The 15,307-nt window shown below is 61.0% G+C and carries 13 protein-coding genes and 1 pseudogene; 7 read left to right on the forward strand and 7 right to left on the reverse strand.

Annotated features, from left to right (window positions below; all coding sequences use genetic code 11):
- Positions 1-14 precede the first annotated feature (14 nt).
- Positions 15-1,878: pseudogene (locus ACLI1Q_RS11630) on the forward strand (chorismate-binding protein).
- Between the two features lie 942 nt (positions 1,879-2,820).
- Here the strand turns inward: ACLI1Q_RS11630 and ACLI1Q_RS11635 are convergent.
- The 4 genes from ACLI1Q_RS11635 to ACLI1Q_RS11650 form a co-directional block, all read right to left on the reverse strand.
- Positions 2,821-3,183, reverse strand: coding sequence for a hypothetical protein (locus ACLI1Q_RS11635; RefSeq protein WP_239269605.1), 363 nt, complete (start codon positions 3,181-3,183; stop codon positions 2,821-2,823).
- A gap of 21 nt (positions 3,184-3,204) precedes the next feature.
- Positions 3,205-3,726 carry a hypothetical protein gene (locus tag ACLI1Q_RS11640; protein WP_411697005.1) on the reverse strand — a complete coding sequence of 174 codons (522 nt, stop codon included), beginning with the start codon at positions 3,724-3,726 and terminating at the stop codon, positions 3,205-3,207.
- Positions 3,727-4,096: 370 nt separating this feature from the next.
- A complete protein-coding gene (locus tag ACLI1Q_RS11645; RefSeq protein WP_239269603.1) occupies positions 4,097-5,038 on the reverse strand; it encodes a rhodanese-related sulfurtransferase in 942 nt (313 codons plus the stop codon).
- 42 nt (positions 5,039-5,080) lie between these two features.
- Entirely contained in the window at positions 5,081-6,577 is a 1,497-nt protein-coding gene (locus ACLI1Q_RS11650; RefSeq protein ID WP_411697006.1) for a DUF1846 domain-containing protein, read from the reverse strand.
- Positions 6,578-6,695: 118 nt separating this feature from the next.
- Between ACLI1Q_RS11650 and ACLI1Q_RS11655 the strand changes: the two genes are divergently transcribed.
- Positions 6,696-7,511 carry an Fpg/Nei family DNA glycosylase gene (locus ACLI1Q_RS11655; protein WP_239269601.1) on the forward strand — a complete coding sequence of 272 codons (816 nt, stop codon included), beginning with the start codon at positions 6,696-6,698 and terminating at the stop codon, positions 7,509-7,511.
- A 17-nt stretch (positions 7,512-7,528) separates the two neighbouring features.
- The gene (locus ACLI1Q_RS11660; protein ID WP_239269600.1) at positions 7,529-9,121 is read left to right on the forward strand and encodes a bifunctional ADP-dependent NAD(P)H-hydrate dehydratase/NAD(P)H-hydrate epimerase; all 1,593 of its coding nucleotides are present in this window, start codon (positions 7,529-7,531) and stop codon (positions 9,119-9,121) included.
- Here the strand turns inward: ACLI1Q_RS11660 and ACLI1Q_RS11665 are convergent.
- On the reverse strand, positions 9,108-9,743 hold the full coding sequence (locus tag ACLI1Q_RS11665) for an ABC transporter ATP-binding protein (RefSeq protein ID WP_239269599.1): 636 nt from the start codon (positions 9,741-9,743) through the stop codon (positions 9,108-9,110). The genes ACLI1Q_RS11660 and ACLI1Q_RS11665 overlap by 14 nt on opposite strands.
- A 1-nt stretch (position 9,744) precedes the next feature.
- Positions 9,745-10,728, reverse strand: coding sequence for an ABC transporter permease (locus tag ACLI1Q_RS11670; RefSeq protein WP_239269598.1), 984 nt, complete (start codon positions 10,726-10,728; stop codon positions 9,745-9,747).
- A 153-nt stretch (positions 10,729-10,881) separates the two neighbouring features.
- Between ACLI1Q_RS11670 and ACLI1Q_RS11675 the strand changes: the two genes are divergently transcribed.
- The 4 genes from ACLI1Q_RS11675 to ACLI1Q_RS11690 are packed head-to-tail and all read left to right on the forward strand — an operon-like array spanning position 10,882 to position 14,582.
- Positions 10,882-11,979 carry a sensor histidine kinase gene (locus tag ACLI1Q_RS11675; protein ID WP_284772235.1) on the forward strand — a complete coding sequence of 366 codons (1,098 nt, stop codon included), beginning with the start codon at positions 10,882-10,884 and terminating at the stop codon, positions 11,977-11,979.
- The gene (locus tag ACLI1Q_RS11680; protein WP_411697007.1) at positions 11,972-12,589 is read left to right on the forward strand and encodes a response regulator; all 618 of its coding nucleotides are present in this window, start codon (positions 11,972-11,974) and stop codon (positions 12,587-12,589) included. Before ACLI1Q_RS11675 ends, ACLI1Q_RS11680 begins: the two co-directional genes overlap by 8 nt.
- The gene (locus ACLI1Q_RS11685) at positions 12,589-13,572 is read left to right on the forward strand and encodes an NAD(P)-binding domain-containing protein (RefSeq protein WP_284772237.1); all 984 of its coding nucleotides are present in this window, start codon (positions 12,589-12,591) and stop codon (positions 13,570-13,572) included. Before ACLI1Q_RS11680 ends, ACLI1Q_RS11685 begins: the two co-directional genes overlap by 1 nt.
- A 35-nt stretch (positions 13,573-13,607) precedes the next feature.
- Positions 13,608-14,582: an MDR family oxidoreductase gene (locus ACLI1Q_RS11690; protein ID WP_284772238.1), complete on the forward strand. Its 975-nt coding sequence runs from the start codon at positions 13,608-13,610 to the stop codon at positions 14,580-14,582.
- Positions 14,583-14,665: 83 nt separating this feature from the next.
- Here the strand turns inward: ACLI1Q_RS11690 and ACLI1Q_RS11695 are convergent, their stop codons facing one another.
- A complete protein-coding gene (locus ACLI1Q_RS11695) occupies positions 14,666-15,112 on the reverse strand; it encodes a MarR family winged helix-turn-helix transcriptional regulator (protein WP_284772239.1) in 447 nt (148 codons plus the stop codon).
- Positions 15,113-15,307: the final 195 nt, after the last annotated feature.

Genomic DNA, 15,307 nt, shown 5'->3' on the forward strand with positions numbered 1-15,307 from the left:
AATTCCACCTCCCGATGATCCCTCTGCTTGATAATTACGATTCTTATACCTTTAACCTCGCCCACCTCATCGCGGAGGTAGCAGGCTGCGAGCCACTCGTCGTCGCTGCCGGTGAGGCGGAGGGGCTCCCCGAGCGCGTCCGTGCGGGCGAGTTTTCTCATGTGGTGATTTCTCCTGGTCCGGGCAGGTCTGAACGGGAGGAGGATTTCGGTGCTGCCTGAGCCGTCATTGCCGCCGCAACCTCGGCCGAGATTCCGGTGCTGGGCGTATGCCTTTGCCACGAAGGGCTGGGCCTGTTGGCCGGCGCCCAAGTTTCTCGTGCGCCGCAGCCGCGCCACGGTTTTGTCTCTACCATTAGCCACTCGGGCGAGGGAATCTTTGCTGGAATCCCGCAAAACTTCGAGGTAGTGCGCTACCACTCCCTGCAGATTGACGAGGTCTTCGGTGTCACCGTTCATGCCCGCAGCGAGGATGGCGTCATTCAAGCGCTCAAGGTCGATGGGTTGCCGCACTGGGGCGTGCAATTCCATCCCGAGTCGGTGCTCACCCACTATGGGAGGCAGATCATGCGCAATTTCCTGGGTGGGTTTCGCCTGCTCCACCGCGAGATTCCCGGCGCGGTAGACTGCGCACGTGTCTTTGCCACCCTGCGCGCCGAAGGCGACGATGCCTTTTCCTCGACTCCGCGGATCCCCACAGGCGCTATTCCATCCTCGGTGATACCGCCGGTACGTTGAGCCGCTCCTTCCGCTACCGGCTTGGCGAATCCCCCGATATCCCCGCCCTCCTTGACCGTGAGCTCGCTACCCGCGTCACCAACGCCCCAGAACTTCCCTTCACCGGCGGGGTTATCGGCTACCTAGCCTATGAGTGCGCCCAGCTCACCCTGCCCATTGCGTTAAGCCACCGCTCCCCTTACCCAGATGCTTATTTTGTGCGTCCGCGATCCTTTATCGTCTATGACCACCAGGCAGAAACCGCGCATCTGTGCTGCCTGGCTGGCAACAGCGCTGAAGATCTGCTGGACCGATTGGAAACCGCCTTGGGCGCGGATGGGCTACAGGACACTGGGGAAGGCAGCGGGGCGTCGCTCAGCGCGGGCTCCTGGCGCAGCCCCGGCTACCTGGAGCGGATTAAGCGCGCCCAAGGATTCCTGCACGTCGGCGAGAGCTACGAGGTCTGCCTAACCGATACCTACTCGGCCACGGCCGAGGGGAGGGGGAGCTCTACCCCCAACTGCGCTCGCGCAATCCCGCTCCCTATGCCGCGCACCTCGTCTTCGATGGCGTAGAAGTGTGCAGTGCCTCGCCTGAGCGCTTCCTCACCGTGCACGGGCGTGAGATGGAGGCCAAGCCGATTAAAGGCACTATCTCCGCCGACCAAGATCCTGCGTTGTTGACCACGGACCTGAGGACGCGCGCCGAAAACCTCATGATCGTGGACCTGCTGCGCAATGACCTTTCCCGAGTATGCGAGCTCGACAGCGTGCGCGTGCCAAAGTTGATGCAGGTAGAAAGCTATGCCACGGTTCATCAATTGGTGTCCTCCATAACTGGACAACTGCGAACCGGTACCACCGCAGTAGATGCTCTCCGCGCGACCTTTCCTCCTGGCTCGATGACGGGCGCGCCAAAGCTGCGCACCTGCGAAATCATCGATCAGCTCGAGACCAGCCCGCGCAGGGTCTACTCTGGCGTGGTGGGCTACTTGGGTTTTGATGAACAAGCCGATCTCAGCGTGGTCATTCGCACGACCGTACGCGCGGGCGGTGAGGTCACTATCGGGGCCGGCGGGGCCATCGTTTTGGATTCGGATCCAATAGCCGAGCTAGAAGAGCGCAACCTCAAAGCGCAGTCCGTATTAGGGGCATGGCAATGAGCACCTATCTCTGGCACGACGGCAGTTTTATTCCGCACCAACCCCACCCCGGCCCCTTCGACGTTGCGGATTCCTGGCGGATGCTTGGCGACGCCCACTCAAACGGCCTTCACCTTCACCTCCGGCGCTTGGAGTCGGTGGCCGGACCGCTTCCCGCGGGATTCGTTCCTGCGATGCTGCAGCTCTTCGCCCCCGGGCGATCTTTTTCCCCGTATCTCGCTAGCCGCCGGACAACTGCGCCTGGATATTCGCCCCGCTCCCCCAGCGCGCCCAGTCACCCGGCTATCCTATGCACATGCTCCCGACCCTTGCTCGCAGCCGTTAGTCAAGGGCCCTGATTTCCCAGCACGGGCACGCTACCGTGCCGAGTATCAGGTAGACGGCACCGATGACACCATCATTGTGGATTCCACCGGTGCCATGATGGAGACTACCACCGGCGCGCTCGTCGCTTGGGAGGAGAGACTCTTGTCCTCCCCACCGGGACGGCGCTGCCCAGCATCACGCTGCACCAGGTCACCCGGCGCGCCGCGGCCCTATGCATACGGACCGAAACACGCCCGCTCCCCCCCCCCCCCCGGAGCTCACCACCGAATGCCCCCTGTGGTTCCTCAACTCGCTGCACGGCATTAGCCCGGTGACCGAACTACACACGCCCGGTGGCGTCACCTATCCGCCAGGCAACCCACACGCCACCGCGTGGCAACAGTGGTGGTGGGACTCCTTCCACAAGGAAAAGGCGCGCGACTAGCTCTCCTGCTTGGCTAGCTGGGCTGCCAACTGCGTTTGCACTGCATGTTGACCGTAACCAGTCATGGGTACTGACTCTCTAAGTCGACTGTCCTCTACAAACACCTAACCACCCAGTCAGTAAGCACGAGAGCGGCCCCGCCTACTATGCTAGATAGGTAGACGAGGCCGCCGGAGAAAAGACTCAAAATCCTAAGCTGTTTGCTTTGAATTAACTTTCAAATTTCGAGCTATCAAAGTACAAAGGGTCGACATCACTAGTCCCGCACCAAGTACCCAAACAAGGGCCGGCGAGAAGATCGCAGTTTGCCCATCATTTTTTGAACCGATTAACAGACCGACTGCAATGGCAATGATGCCGATGATCATTCCTGTCAACTGAACTTTCGCGGACTGTTTCGAGAGAATTAACGTGGTAATTGCGGAAACCGCAGATAGAATAATGACCACAGTGCCGATCCAACCGATTCTGACTGGGGCCATAAGAACGAGAGCCACCCCTAAGACAGCCGCCACCAATTCAGGCCAAAGCGGACGGAGTTTTCCACTTGCCATAGTTACTCTCCTTTGCTTCTCTTATCCCGAAATCGTAGGGTTCCACTGGCTAGGATGAGCTGCAGTGACAAAAGCAAAATAGGTTGCTGCAGTAGAAAGACAGCCTCCCCTACGCGGATCGGCAGCGTTTGGATAAACGCTCTGGCAAATATGAACCATGTCCTTATTTAGTTGAACATTGCAGCCCACACGCTCACCGGGATCCTGATGGGCTCCGTAGCACATGTCGTGCTTTGTGCATGCGCCAGAGAAATCAGCATTGTCGCCAGGAGCGGGGAACTGATCGGGAGACTTCGTACAATAGTCATTCAGACTTCCCTTTGAAGGGTCATACACATAACCCGGTGGGGGTTCAACCCCTGCTCGGTTGAACATTACAATGTGCTTATCAGCAAGAGCCTTTTGAGTCTCGGTAGATGTAGTTACAGGTTCCTCTTGAAATTCGGCATCGAGATCAAGATTCTGAGATGCTGCCCACTCATCCAATTGCTTAGCAACCTCGGGAGGCAATTCTTTTCCAACAGCATCATTAACCGCGTTCACCGTCTCATCAGTTTGTTCAGCCGCAACGGCGGACGGAACTGCAACAGAAATCGCACCTAGGGCAACGAGTGCAGCCGCGGCAACGCGCCCCCCTTCATCTTAATATTGGGCATAAACTAAACTCCTCAAGTCGAATGTGAAAACCTTAGGCCCGCCTGCCACCGATGCGTACGATCTCTGCAGCGCAACGGCCAAAGCTGGACCTATAAAAATCAACATACTTGAAAGTACTTTGCAGCAAGTAAAATGGTGGTAAAATTTTATTACCACTTTGGTTAACACTCAGTCCACGCAAAGACGAAGCAAAGCATCTGCTGGGCGCTGCATCTAGCGATCTCGCGCCTGTTTTACAGTACCTAGCAATTTCTAATCAAGCCTTGGAATCTTGGTCGACGAATTTTGCTGCCACCTCGGCGCAATCTGGTCGGCCGCAATGCTGCGTTTCTACATGCTGGATGCAGTCATCACAGATGAGCACCTGCTGGCGGCACGTGTCCTCGTTGATGCAGTTGTGGAAGGTATTAGTGCCCTTGCCGCAGTGCACACAGTGGCCCAATTGGATAAAGCCCGGATCCTCTAGTCCTTGGCCAAACTCTTGGTGCATGCGCTTATCAAAGACGTACATGGAGCCTTCCCACAGGCCATCATTGCCGTACTTTTCGCCGTAGCGCACGATGCCACCATCAATCTGATAAATCTCGTTGAACCCGCGATTCTTCATCAGGGAGGAAAGGACCTCACACCGGATGCCGCCGGTGCAATAGGAGACGACCGGTTTGTCCTTCATCCAGTCGTATTTGCCGGATTCCAGCTCTTCAATGAAATCATGGGTGGTGCGCACATCCGGCACGACGGCATTTTTGAATTTGCCAATCTCTGCTTCCATTGCATTGCGCCCATCGAAGAAGACGACCTCATCGCCGCGCTCTTCTACCAGCTTGTTGACCTCTTCCGGCTTGAGGTGTGTACCGCCGCCGACGACACCGGTTTCATCTACCTTCAGCTCGCCTGGGGCACCAAAGGCCACGATTTCATCGCGCACCTTAACCGATAGGCGCGGGAAATCATCGGCTCCGCCATCGGACCACTTGAACTGCATGCGCTTAAAGCCTGGGTACTCACGGGTTTGACGCACGTAGCGCTTGCAGGCATCCATGTCGCCACCAACGGTGCCATTGATGCCGTGTTCCGAAATGAGGATGCGCCCCTTTAAGCCCAAGGACTCACACAGGGTGCGCTGCCATAGCATGACGGCGGTGGGATCCTCAATGGGGGTAAAGCAGTAATATAGGAGAACTTTGCCGATAGTCACGCCCATAATCTTAGGCCCGCTACCGGAAAGATCCCCAATTCCTTAGCGCTTCTGGTACAGCGCCTTCTTGCGGGCGAAGACCGGATCTGAGGTCACAAGCACGCCAAGGTTGCGGAAGATGCCCTCATCCACCGAGCCCAGGATGGTGGTGGTGTGGACATCGCAGCCGGAAAGTTCCTTGATCTGCTCCAGCGCCATGCGGGCATCCTCGTCCTTTGCGGCGGATACGGACAGCGCGATGAGCACTTCATCGGTGTGCAGGCGGGGATTGGAAGAACCCAAGTGCTTCGTCTTGAGCGTTTGGATTGGCTCTATCGATTCCGGCGAGAGCAGGTGGGTATCGTCATCGATGCCGGCTAAGTACTTGAGGGCATTGAGCAGCATCGCCGCGGAGCAGCCCAGCAGCGGGGAGGTCCGGCCGGTGATGATGGTGCCATCGTGAAGCTGCATTGCGGAGGCGGGTCCATCGGTTTCCTCCGCGCGCTTGCGGGCCGGGCCCACTACTGGGCGGTCATCGGCTTTGATGCCGGCCTTTGCCATGACGACGGCGGCGCGCTCAGACTGCTCATCGCCCAGCCCGGCGCGGGCTTCTTCCACCTTGGCCTTGAAGTAGCGGCGGATGATTTCCTGTTGGGCGGCGGCGCGGCAGACCGCGTCATCGGTAATGCAGTAGCCGGCCATATTCACGCCCATGTCCGTGGGCGATTCATACGGCGTGGTGCCGGTGAGCTTTTCCAGCAGGGTCCGCAGCAGCGGGAAGGCCTCAACGTCGCGGTTGTAGTTGACCGTGGATTCGCCGTGGGCGCTCAAGTGGAAGTGGTCAATAATATTGGAATCGTTGAGATCCACCGTGGCTGCCTCATAGGCCAGGTTAACCGGGTGCTCGAGGGGAAGATTCCAGATGGGGAAGGTCTCAAACTTGGCGTAACCAGCGTTATTGCCGCGCTGGTGCTCGTGGTAGACCTGCGATAGTGCGGTGGCGAGCTTGCCGGAACCAGGACCTGGGGCGGTCACGACGACCAAGTCCCGGGAGGTTTCCGCGAACTCGTTCTTGCCAAGGCCATCCTCAGACACAATGAGATCCGTATTCGTGGGATAGCCAGGGATAACGCGGTGGCGAGCTACCTTGAGGCCGAGGCGCTCGAGCTTTTCGATGAACGCTTCTGCCTGCGCATTTCCGTCTTCCACCTGGGTCATGACGATGTTTTCAACCAAGAAGCCGCGGCTGCGGAATACGTCCACCAAGCGCAGGAGGTCGTCTTCATACAGGATGTCTAAATCAGCGCGGACTTTGTGGCGGGCAATGTCTTTGGCGTTGATGCACGGGAGGATTTCAATGTCCTCTTTGATGCGCTCCAGCATGGCGATCTTGTTATCCGGGGTAAAGCCCGGCAGCACTCGGGAGGCGTGCATATCATCGAAAAGCTTGCCGCCCATTTCCAGATAGAGCTTTCCGCCGATTTCTTCGCGGCGGGCCTGTATGTGCTTTGACTGCAGCTCTATGTATTTTTCTCGGTCAAAACCGATTTTATGCGTCATGATTTATCGACCCTTCAATAGAAATAAAATCAATCCGCGCTTCGAGTTTACTCTTTTTCATCCCCCGGCGCCACGCACCCTAGTTGGGGGCGACCAACTATTTCACTACACTGAAGTCATGCCTGAAGGTCACGTGATCCACCGCCTAGCCCTCACACTCAACACTGACTATCGCGGGATGCCGCTCAGCGTGACCAGCCCGCAAGGCCGCTTCGCCGCCGAGGCGGCCATCCTGGACGGTACAGAAATCGACCACGCAGAGGCCTTCGGCAAGCACCTCTTCGTGCACTTCACCGCCACCAACCCGGCGCATATCCTCTATATTCACCTGGGGCTCATCGGCAAGCTCAGCTTCGAACCGCGCGAGGAAACCCGCGGGCAAATCCGCATACGCATAGACAATGGGGCGCAAGCCGCGCAACTGCGCGGGCCCCAATTCTGCCTGCTACTTACAGAGGAGGACTACCGGGCGCGACTAACCAAGGTGGGCCAGGATCCGCTCCGCGCCGATGCCGACCCAAAAGCCCTGTGGGCCAAGGTGAGCAAATCCCGCCGCAGCATAGGTTCCCTCATGATGGACCAGCACCTGTATGCCGGTGTGGGCAATATCTACCGCGCGGAGGCCCTCTTTCGCGCCTGCCTCTCCCCCTTCACCCCTGGCAAGGATGTTTCCCGTGAAACATTCTTCGCCATCTGGAAAGACCTGGTAGAGCTCATGAACTACGGCGTGGAGCACGGCCGCATCGATACCGTGCGCGCCGAGCACTCCCCCGAGGCCATGGGGCGCGACCCGCGCAAGGATGATCACGGCGGCGAAGTCTACGTCTACCGGCGCGCCGGCCTGCCCTGCTATGTCTGCGGCACGCCGATTGCGGAACAAGTAATGGAGGGCCGAAACCTCTCCTGGTGCCCTACCTGCCAATCCGCTGCTTAAGGCCTATAGTGGCGGGCATGCGACCTGCCTATAGTGTATCCGCCGTTCGTTCCGCCGAATCCGCGCTCCTCGCGCAGCAGAGCCACGATGATGAGCTCATGCGCTTGGCCGCCAGGGGCGTTGCCGCCACGGCGAAATCCATGCTGACGGGCCCTGCGCCTCACCGCATCACCCTCCTCGCCGGACCTGGCGGCAATGGCGGCGATGGCCTTTATGCAGGCGCTTTCCTCGCCGAGGAGGGCTATGGCGTTGACGCGCTCCTCGTCGCCGATGCTGCGCACGACCCGGCGCTGCAGGCCTTTACTGCTGCCGGCGGGACCATTACGGAGCAACCGCGCGCGGAGGCTACGGGGCTGCTTATTGATGCCGTCGTCGGCCTCAACTCCACCCGCGGGCTTAGCGGTGTGGGCCTTGCCGCGTACCGCGCGGCCAAGCAGCACGATATCCCGGTGCTTTCGGTGGATATCCCCTCTGGCATCAACGCCGATACGGGCGTGGCCGCGGATAATGCCGTCGAGGCCACGATTACCGCGAGCTTCGGTTGGGCGCGCGCCGGCCATATCTTCGCCCCGGAATGCGGCACGGTCGTGCTCTGCGATCTGCAGCTGCCCAAGGCGCCGCGTTCCTTTGCGGAGGAACTAACGGCCACGGCTGAGCCGGCGGGCTATATCGCCAACGAGCCCACCATCGATCTCCCCTTCCAGTGGCCTGCGGACCCCGTGCTTGCCGATGCCCACCTCGGCCACGTCACCGCCCCCAAGCCCGTGGGTTGCACGGGGCCCATCGTGGACCCCACTCCCCGCGCTTCGAGCACGAAATACACCGGCGGGGTCACCGCCATCTGTGCTGGTAGCAACGCGTATCCCGGCGCGGGCATCCTAGCGGCTACCGGGGCGGTGCGCGCGACGCCCTCCATGGTGCGGGTGATAGATAACGATGCCGTGGTCCCCCACCTACCCGAGGTGGTTCCCCACGCGAGCGCCGAGGATAAGGTGCATGCCCAGGCGTGGGTGGTGGGCCCTGGCCGCGGCACCGATGAAGCAGCAGCCCGCGAGCTCCACGCCGTCTTGGATCGCGGGCTGCCTACCATCCTGGATGCCGATGCCCTGACGCTGCTCGCCCAAAGCGCCGAGCTGCGCGATAGCGTCCGCGCCCACCCGCGGGTCATCCTTACCCCGCACGCCGGCGAGTTCCGCCGCCTCTACGAGGCCACCTGCGGCCGCGAGCTCGATCTCAGCGAGGGCGTGGGCCCGCGCCAGCGCGAGCTCGCCGAGGACTTGGACTGTTTTGTCCTGCACAAGGGCCGAATCACCACGGTGACCGCGCCTGGCCAGTCCATCTATGGGATGAATGCCGGCCACTCTTATGCGGCCACCGCCGGCTCCGGCGATGTTTTATCCGGCATCCTCGGCGCCACCATCGCGCAGGTAGACCACGAGAAGGCCGATGCGGAGTACATCATTATGGAGATCCTCCACGCCGCCGCCCTACACCAGCACGCGGCCGCCATCGCGGCGCATACCCCCGATGGTTTTGGCATTTGTTCCGCTTCCCAGATCGCCGCGGCGATGCCCCAGTCCATCGCGCGCTTGCTCGTTATGCACCGATAGCGTCCTGCGTGCTCACGCGGCCGTCTTTGACCTCAACCACGTGGTCGGCGAAGGTGAGTAGGGAGCGATCGTGCGTCACGAGCACCGTGGCGGTATGCATCTCCTGGGTAATATCGCGCAGCAGGCGGATGATTTCCTGGGAAAGGTGGGAGTCGAGGGCGGAGGTGGGTTCATCGGCAAGCAGCAGGTTCGGCTCATCCATCAAGGCGCGCGCGATATTGACGCGCTGGGCCTGGCCGCCGGAAAGCTGGCCGATGCGGCGATTGCCCATGCCCTTAAGACCAACGAATTCTAGCAGCTCATCGGCCCGATCCTTACGCAGCTTGCGCCCGGCCATGTGGTCCATGATGAGCAGCTGATCGCGCACCTTGAGCGCGGACAACAGGTTCGACTGCTGGAAGATGATGGAGTTCGTACCGTTGACCTCTACGGTGCCGGAGTCCGGAGTGATGAGCCCGGCGCCGACGGAGAGCAGCGTGGACTTACCGGAACCGGACTCGCCCACGATTGCGGTGAGAGTATCGGAGTCGGCGCTAAAGGTGGCATTATCAAGCGCCGTAGTAGTCGTCGTGCCGTCCTGAAAGGTGACGGTGGCGTCGCGAATATCAAGAACGGTGGACATTTTAGGCATTTCCTCCCAATGCATCGAGGGGGTTGGCTTTGGCTACGCGGCGGGTGGAGACCAGGGCACCGGCCATGCCCAGGATCCAGATGCCGACCGCGGGAACAATGATGGTGCGCACGGATACGTCGAAGGGAACGGTGCCGGAGGCCAGCAGGCCAAGCAGCCAGCCGACGAACGCGCCGAGGATGGTGCCGGCGGCCAAAATCAGCGCGGCCTGGGCCAGGGCATCGCGCAGCAGATAGCGCACCGAGGCGCCCAGGGCGCGCAGGATGGAGAGATCGCGGGTGCGCTGGAGGGTCCACACCGTCAGGAAGGCCACGGTGACCAGCGCGGAGATGCCGTAAAGGAAGCCCTGCATAGTCAGCAACGAACCGCGTTCGGACTGATAAGCGGGCAGGCCGGAGAAGGAATCGGACATCTCGACCGAGCCGGGGACCTCTTCGGAATGGAGGGCAAGCGTGCCGACCACACCCTCTGGGGCGTGGCTTACCTTCTGCCAAGTCTGGGTAGATACCCATACCACCGGCGAGTGGGAAAACTGCGTTTCGGCAACGGTGCCCTCTACGGAAAGGTCTACCCCGCCGATATTCACGGTGCCGGAGGCATCAATCGTGTCAGACAGGACGGCGCCATCTTCCGGGATGGTGGCTTTGGTATTAGGGATGGTCGTACCGGCCGGCAAGCCCATCACGCCTACCGCGCCCTCGCCCTCCAATTTGGTTTGCGCGGTGCCCAAGGCAATCGCCTCGCCGGAAAGGTCTTCCTCTTTGATCTCGGACTCGTTATAAGCGGGCTCTTCAGTAGAAAAGCTGACATAGGGGTATTCCTGCGCCACGGCCTCAAGCGCCGAGGTATTTTGCTTGGATAGGCCCTCCGTCAGGCCGGAAAGCATCACCAAGAGCAGGGTAATAAGCGCCACGGTGCGGCCGATGAGCCCGAAGCGGCCGCGCGCTGCGGTGATTTCACGAATAGCTAAGAACATACTTCTATAGTCCCTTTGCGCAGTTCAGAAGTAATCGGCGGCCTAGTTGAACCTCCAGTCAACCAACTGGTTGATCCCTCATCCACCCTCCGGCAGTTACTGTAGAAAATTGTGTTTTCTGGACAAAAATTATGGCTCTGGGGCTTACACGCCATGTTCGTGTTCCTGCTGCTTTTCGGTGTGGCCCGCGCCTATATCGATGACCGCCTAGATGCCCGCGCCATCCTTTTGGCCATCGGCCTAGCCGCGGTGTACGCGGCCGCGCGCTGGCTTCCCACCTGGCTCTGGCTCACCGGGTTGTGCCTGCTCTGGTTGGGGCTGATGGTCCACGCGCAGGACTTCATGTGGCTCGAGTTCCCGCTCATCTTCGTCTTCCTGCGCGCCTTGCCCAAGTGGCCAGGCCTTATCTCCATCACAGTGCTGTGGGCGGCGGCCGCGTTCATTCCGGCGTGGCTGCATCCGGATGGCTGGTCCATCGCCGCGGCCATCGGGCCGCTTATCGGCACGACCTTTGCCGCGGGCGTGTTCTATATCCAGCGCCGGTTGCAGGCGGAGGCGGTGCACCACAGGGACATCGCCAAGCAGCTGCACGAAACCCAGGCCGAGCTGGCTGCCAGCGAGCACCAAGCCGGGCGCCTGGAAGAGCGCGAACGCCTGTCCCGGGATATCCATGACACCGTGGCCCAAGGGCTGAGCTCCATCCTGCTGCTATCCCGCGCCGCCCGGAATACCGATGACCTAGCGACCAAGAATGAACAGCTCGCCGTCATCGAGGACACCGCGGGCGAGAACCTGGCCGAGGCCCGCCGTTTCGTCCGCGAGCTCGCCGGGCCCGATGAGCGCCTGGAGACCCAGTTGGATTCCATCCTGTCCCAGATGCGCCGACGCACGGAGGCACTGGGCGACGATACCACCTTTGACCTCGTCGTTTCCGGCAGCGGGAGCGTGCCCGGCGATATCAAGCAGGTGGTCGTGCGCGCCGCGCAGGAGGGCCTTAATAACGTGATCAAGCACGCGCACGCCTCCCGCGCGGTGGTCACCCTGGGCCTTTTTGAGGATGCGGTCACCCTGGACGTCGTGGATAATGGGCACGGTGTAGTCGAGCCCCCGAGCCACGGCGGCGATAGCGGCTTTGGCCTGCAAGGATTGTCCCAGCGCGTGGAGAGCGTCGGTGGCTCCCTGAGCCTCGAATCCGGCGACGGCACCGCCCTTGCCATTAGAATCCCCCTCAAGGAGCAGCCCCATGGTTAACGTCATGCTTATCGATGACCACCCCGTCGTCCGCGCCGGGCTGCGCGCGATACTCAATACCTTTGCCGATGTCCACGTGGTCATGGAAGGCGATAACGGCGCGGACGTGAACAAGCTCTTTGCCGATGACGCCCCCGAGGTCGACGTCGTGGTCTGCGATATCCAGATGCCGGGCGTCGATGGCATCACCGCCACCAAAAAGCTGACCGAGGCCGGCGGCCCGCCCGTGCTCATCCTCACCACCCATGACACCCAGGCCGATATCCTGGCCGCGGTGGAGGCCGGCGCGATGGGATACCTGCTCAAGGACTCGCCCGAGGAAGAGCTGCACGAAGCCGTGCTCAATACCGCCGCGCGCCAGCGCACCCTCGCCCCAGAGGTGGTCAACCTCTTGGCCCAGCGCGTGGGCCAGCCGGAGCAGTCCCTCTCCACCCGCGAGCTGGAAATCCTCCGTGCCCTTGCGACCGGCTCCTCCAATAAGGAGCTGGCCAATCAGCTCTTTATCTCTGAGGCCACGGTGAAGACGCACCTCATTCACATCTATCAAAAACTGGGCGTGGACACCCGCACGGCCGCGGTGACCGTAGCCCGCGAAAGAAAGCTCATTTAATGCTCGATTCCATCGTTATCGGCGGCGGGCAAGCCGGCCTGGCCACCAGCTATTACCTACGCAAGAAGGGACTCGACTTCCAGATCCTCGATGCCGAGCCCTCCCCCGGCGCGGCCTGGCGCCACGCGTGGCCATCGCTCACGCTCTTTAGCAATAGCGCCTCTTCCAACCTGCCCGGCTTGCCGATGCCCCACCACGACGGATTTCCGCCCGCCAGCCACGTCATCGATTACTTTACCCGCTACGAGCAGCGCTATGACCTGCCCGTACGCCGGCCGGTGCGGGTCCAAGAGGTCACCCACGATGGCGAGCGCTTTCATGTCATTACCGATGATGAGCTTTTTACCGCGCGCACCGTGGTCGCGGCTACCGGCACGTGGTCCTCGCCGTTTATCCCCTACTACCCCGGTTCCTTTGCCGGGCGGCAATGGCACTCGGCGGTCTACCCCGGGCCCGATCCCTTCCGTGGCGAGTCCGTCGCCGTCGTTGGGGCAGGCAACTCCGGGGCCCAGATTGCCGCAGAGCTTGTGCTCTCTGGCGTAGATACCACGTGGTTTACGGCGAAGCCGCCGCGGTGGATGCCCGATGACGTTGACGGCCGCGTGCTTTTCCAGCGCAACCGCGCCCGCCTCAATGCCATGATGCGCGGCGAGCCCGATCCCGGCGCGGATACCAACTTGGGCGATATCGTCGTTGTTCCTCCCGTCAAGCGCGCCCGCGATGAGGGACTGCTTAAGTCCTCCCCCATGTTCTCCAGCCTCGATGAGGTGAAGGCAGATCACCTCATCTGGTGCACCGGGTTCCGCCCGGCGCTGGGGCCTTTCCGCACGCTTCTCGATGGCCGCACCCCCACCGTCGAGGGCCTCTTCCTCGTCGGCTACGGAACGTGGACGGGCCCCGGTTCCGCAACGATTACCGGGGTGAGCCCTTTTGCCAAGCAGACCGCTGCGGACATCGCCAAGCTCTGCTCCCCCGCTCGTTAGCCGCCCAAAAATGCTTGCATCACAATTCACGTACCATGGTGAGCATGAGCACGCTACTTGTTACCCGTAACGAAGACAAATCTGTCACTACCTCCTTTGAGGATGGAGAATTCCTCGGCGAGGGCGACCTGACCGTTGACGTCTCTTATTCCTCGCTGAACTACAAGGACGCGATGGCGATCACCGGTGATCCCGGCGTCGTCCGCACCAACCCACTGGTGCCCGGCATTGATGTGGTCGGCACCGTATCCGATTCCAATGTGCAGCGACTGCCGGTGGGCACCTTGGTTGCCTCCTTTGGCGACGGCCTTGGCGAATTCCGCCACGGCGGCTATACCCCGAAGCAGCGCGTCAATTCCCGCGCCACCGTTGCCCTGCCTGCGGATTTCACCGCGGAGCAGGCAGCTGCCGTCGGTACCGCCGGCTACACCGCGGCGCTGTGCGTTAACTCGCTGCGCGGGCTTCCCGAGGGCCCCGTTCTCGTCACCGGTGCCACCGGCGGCGTCGGCTCCATTGCCGTCAACCTTCTGCGCAATGCTGGCTACGAGGTCCACGCCATGACCGGCCGCCCCGACGATTACGCCAACTACCTCTACGAGCTCGGCGCACATGAGGTCATTGACCGCGCCGAATTCACCGAGCCGGGCAAGCCCCTACAAAAGGCCATCTACGCTGGCGCCGTGGACACCTCCGGCTCCCAGGAGCTGGCCAATGTCCTGGCCCGTACCAAGTGGGGCGGCACCGTCGCCGCCACCGGTATGGCCAGCGGCCCCGACCTGCCCGCCACCGTCATGCCCTTCATCCTGCGCAACGTACACCTAGCCGGCGTGAACTCCGTCGATGCCCCGCTGCACTACCGCCAGAATGCTTGGCAGCTCCTCGCCCGCACCCTGGACCTGTCCATCCTGGAGTCCTTGACCAATACCCTTCCCCTGGAAGATGCGGTAAAGGAAGCGCAATCGCTCATCAACGGCAACCACCACGGCCGCACGGTGCTGAAGATTTCCTAAGGTCCTAGTCTTTAGGATTCAAAACTAGGAAGGCACCCCATCAGTGACGGGGTGCCTTCCTTGTGCGATTGACTCCTTGGGGTCTAGGTATCGCCCGTTAAACCGCGCATGATTTTTCTTGAGATGGAACCCAACTGCCGCAATTCCTCTCCCGTCAAGACGGAGACCACCTTGTCATCCACCTTCGCGGTGTGGCTCTCCAGTGCTGTGGCGAATGCTTCCCCGCCGACTTTCGTCACTGTGACGTCAATAGCGCGGGGTCCTAACTCCTCCGCGTGCCGCCTCGTCACCAACTTGCGCCCCTCCATCCGGACCAGTTGTCGGTGCAGGCGCGATTTCTCCCACCCAAGTTCCGCGGCCAACTCGTGCGGCCGGGTGCTCTGCCCACGGCGGCGCTGCAGGACGGCCAACACCGCATAATCGGCCTCGCTCACATTCGCAGTTTCCTGCAGCGCGTTGGCCAACTCCTTATGCAGCGCCCGCTGCATTGCTACAAAATCCGCCCACGCCGCACTTTCCTCTGCGCGCACGGCATCTCTCCCTTTAGCTTCTGACTTAATTGGCATTATACCCTGCGCAGTTGATTACTCAACCCTGTATCGATTGCCGCAGTTGACCCATCAATCCTCAACATTATTAAACGTCTTGGATTCACCGTACCAATAATTTTCGTGCGCCATACTTTTGCTCGTTTAATCGCATGTACTTCGCTTTTTATAACCTAT

It is taken from the genome of Corynebacterium limaceinasi, assembly GCF_046717465.1.
Taxonomy (GTDB): domain Bacteria; phylum Actinomycetota; class Actinomycetes; order Mycobacteriales; family Mycobacteriaceae; genus Corynebacterium.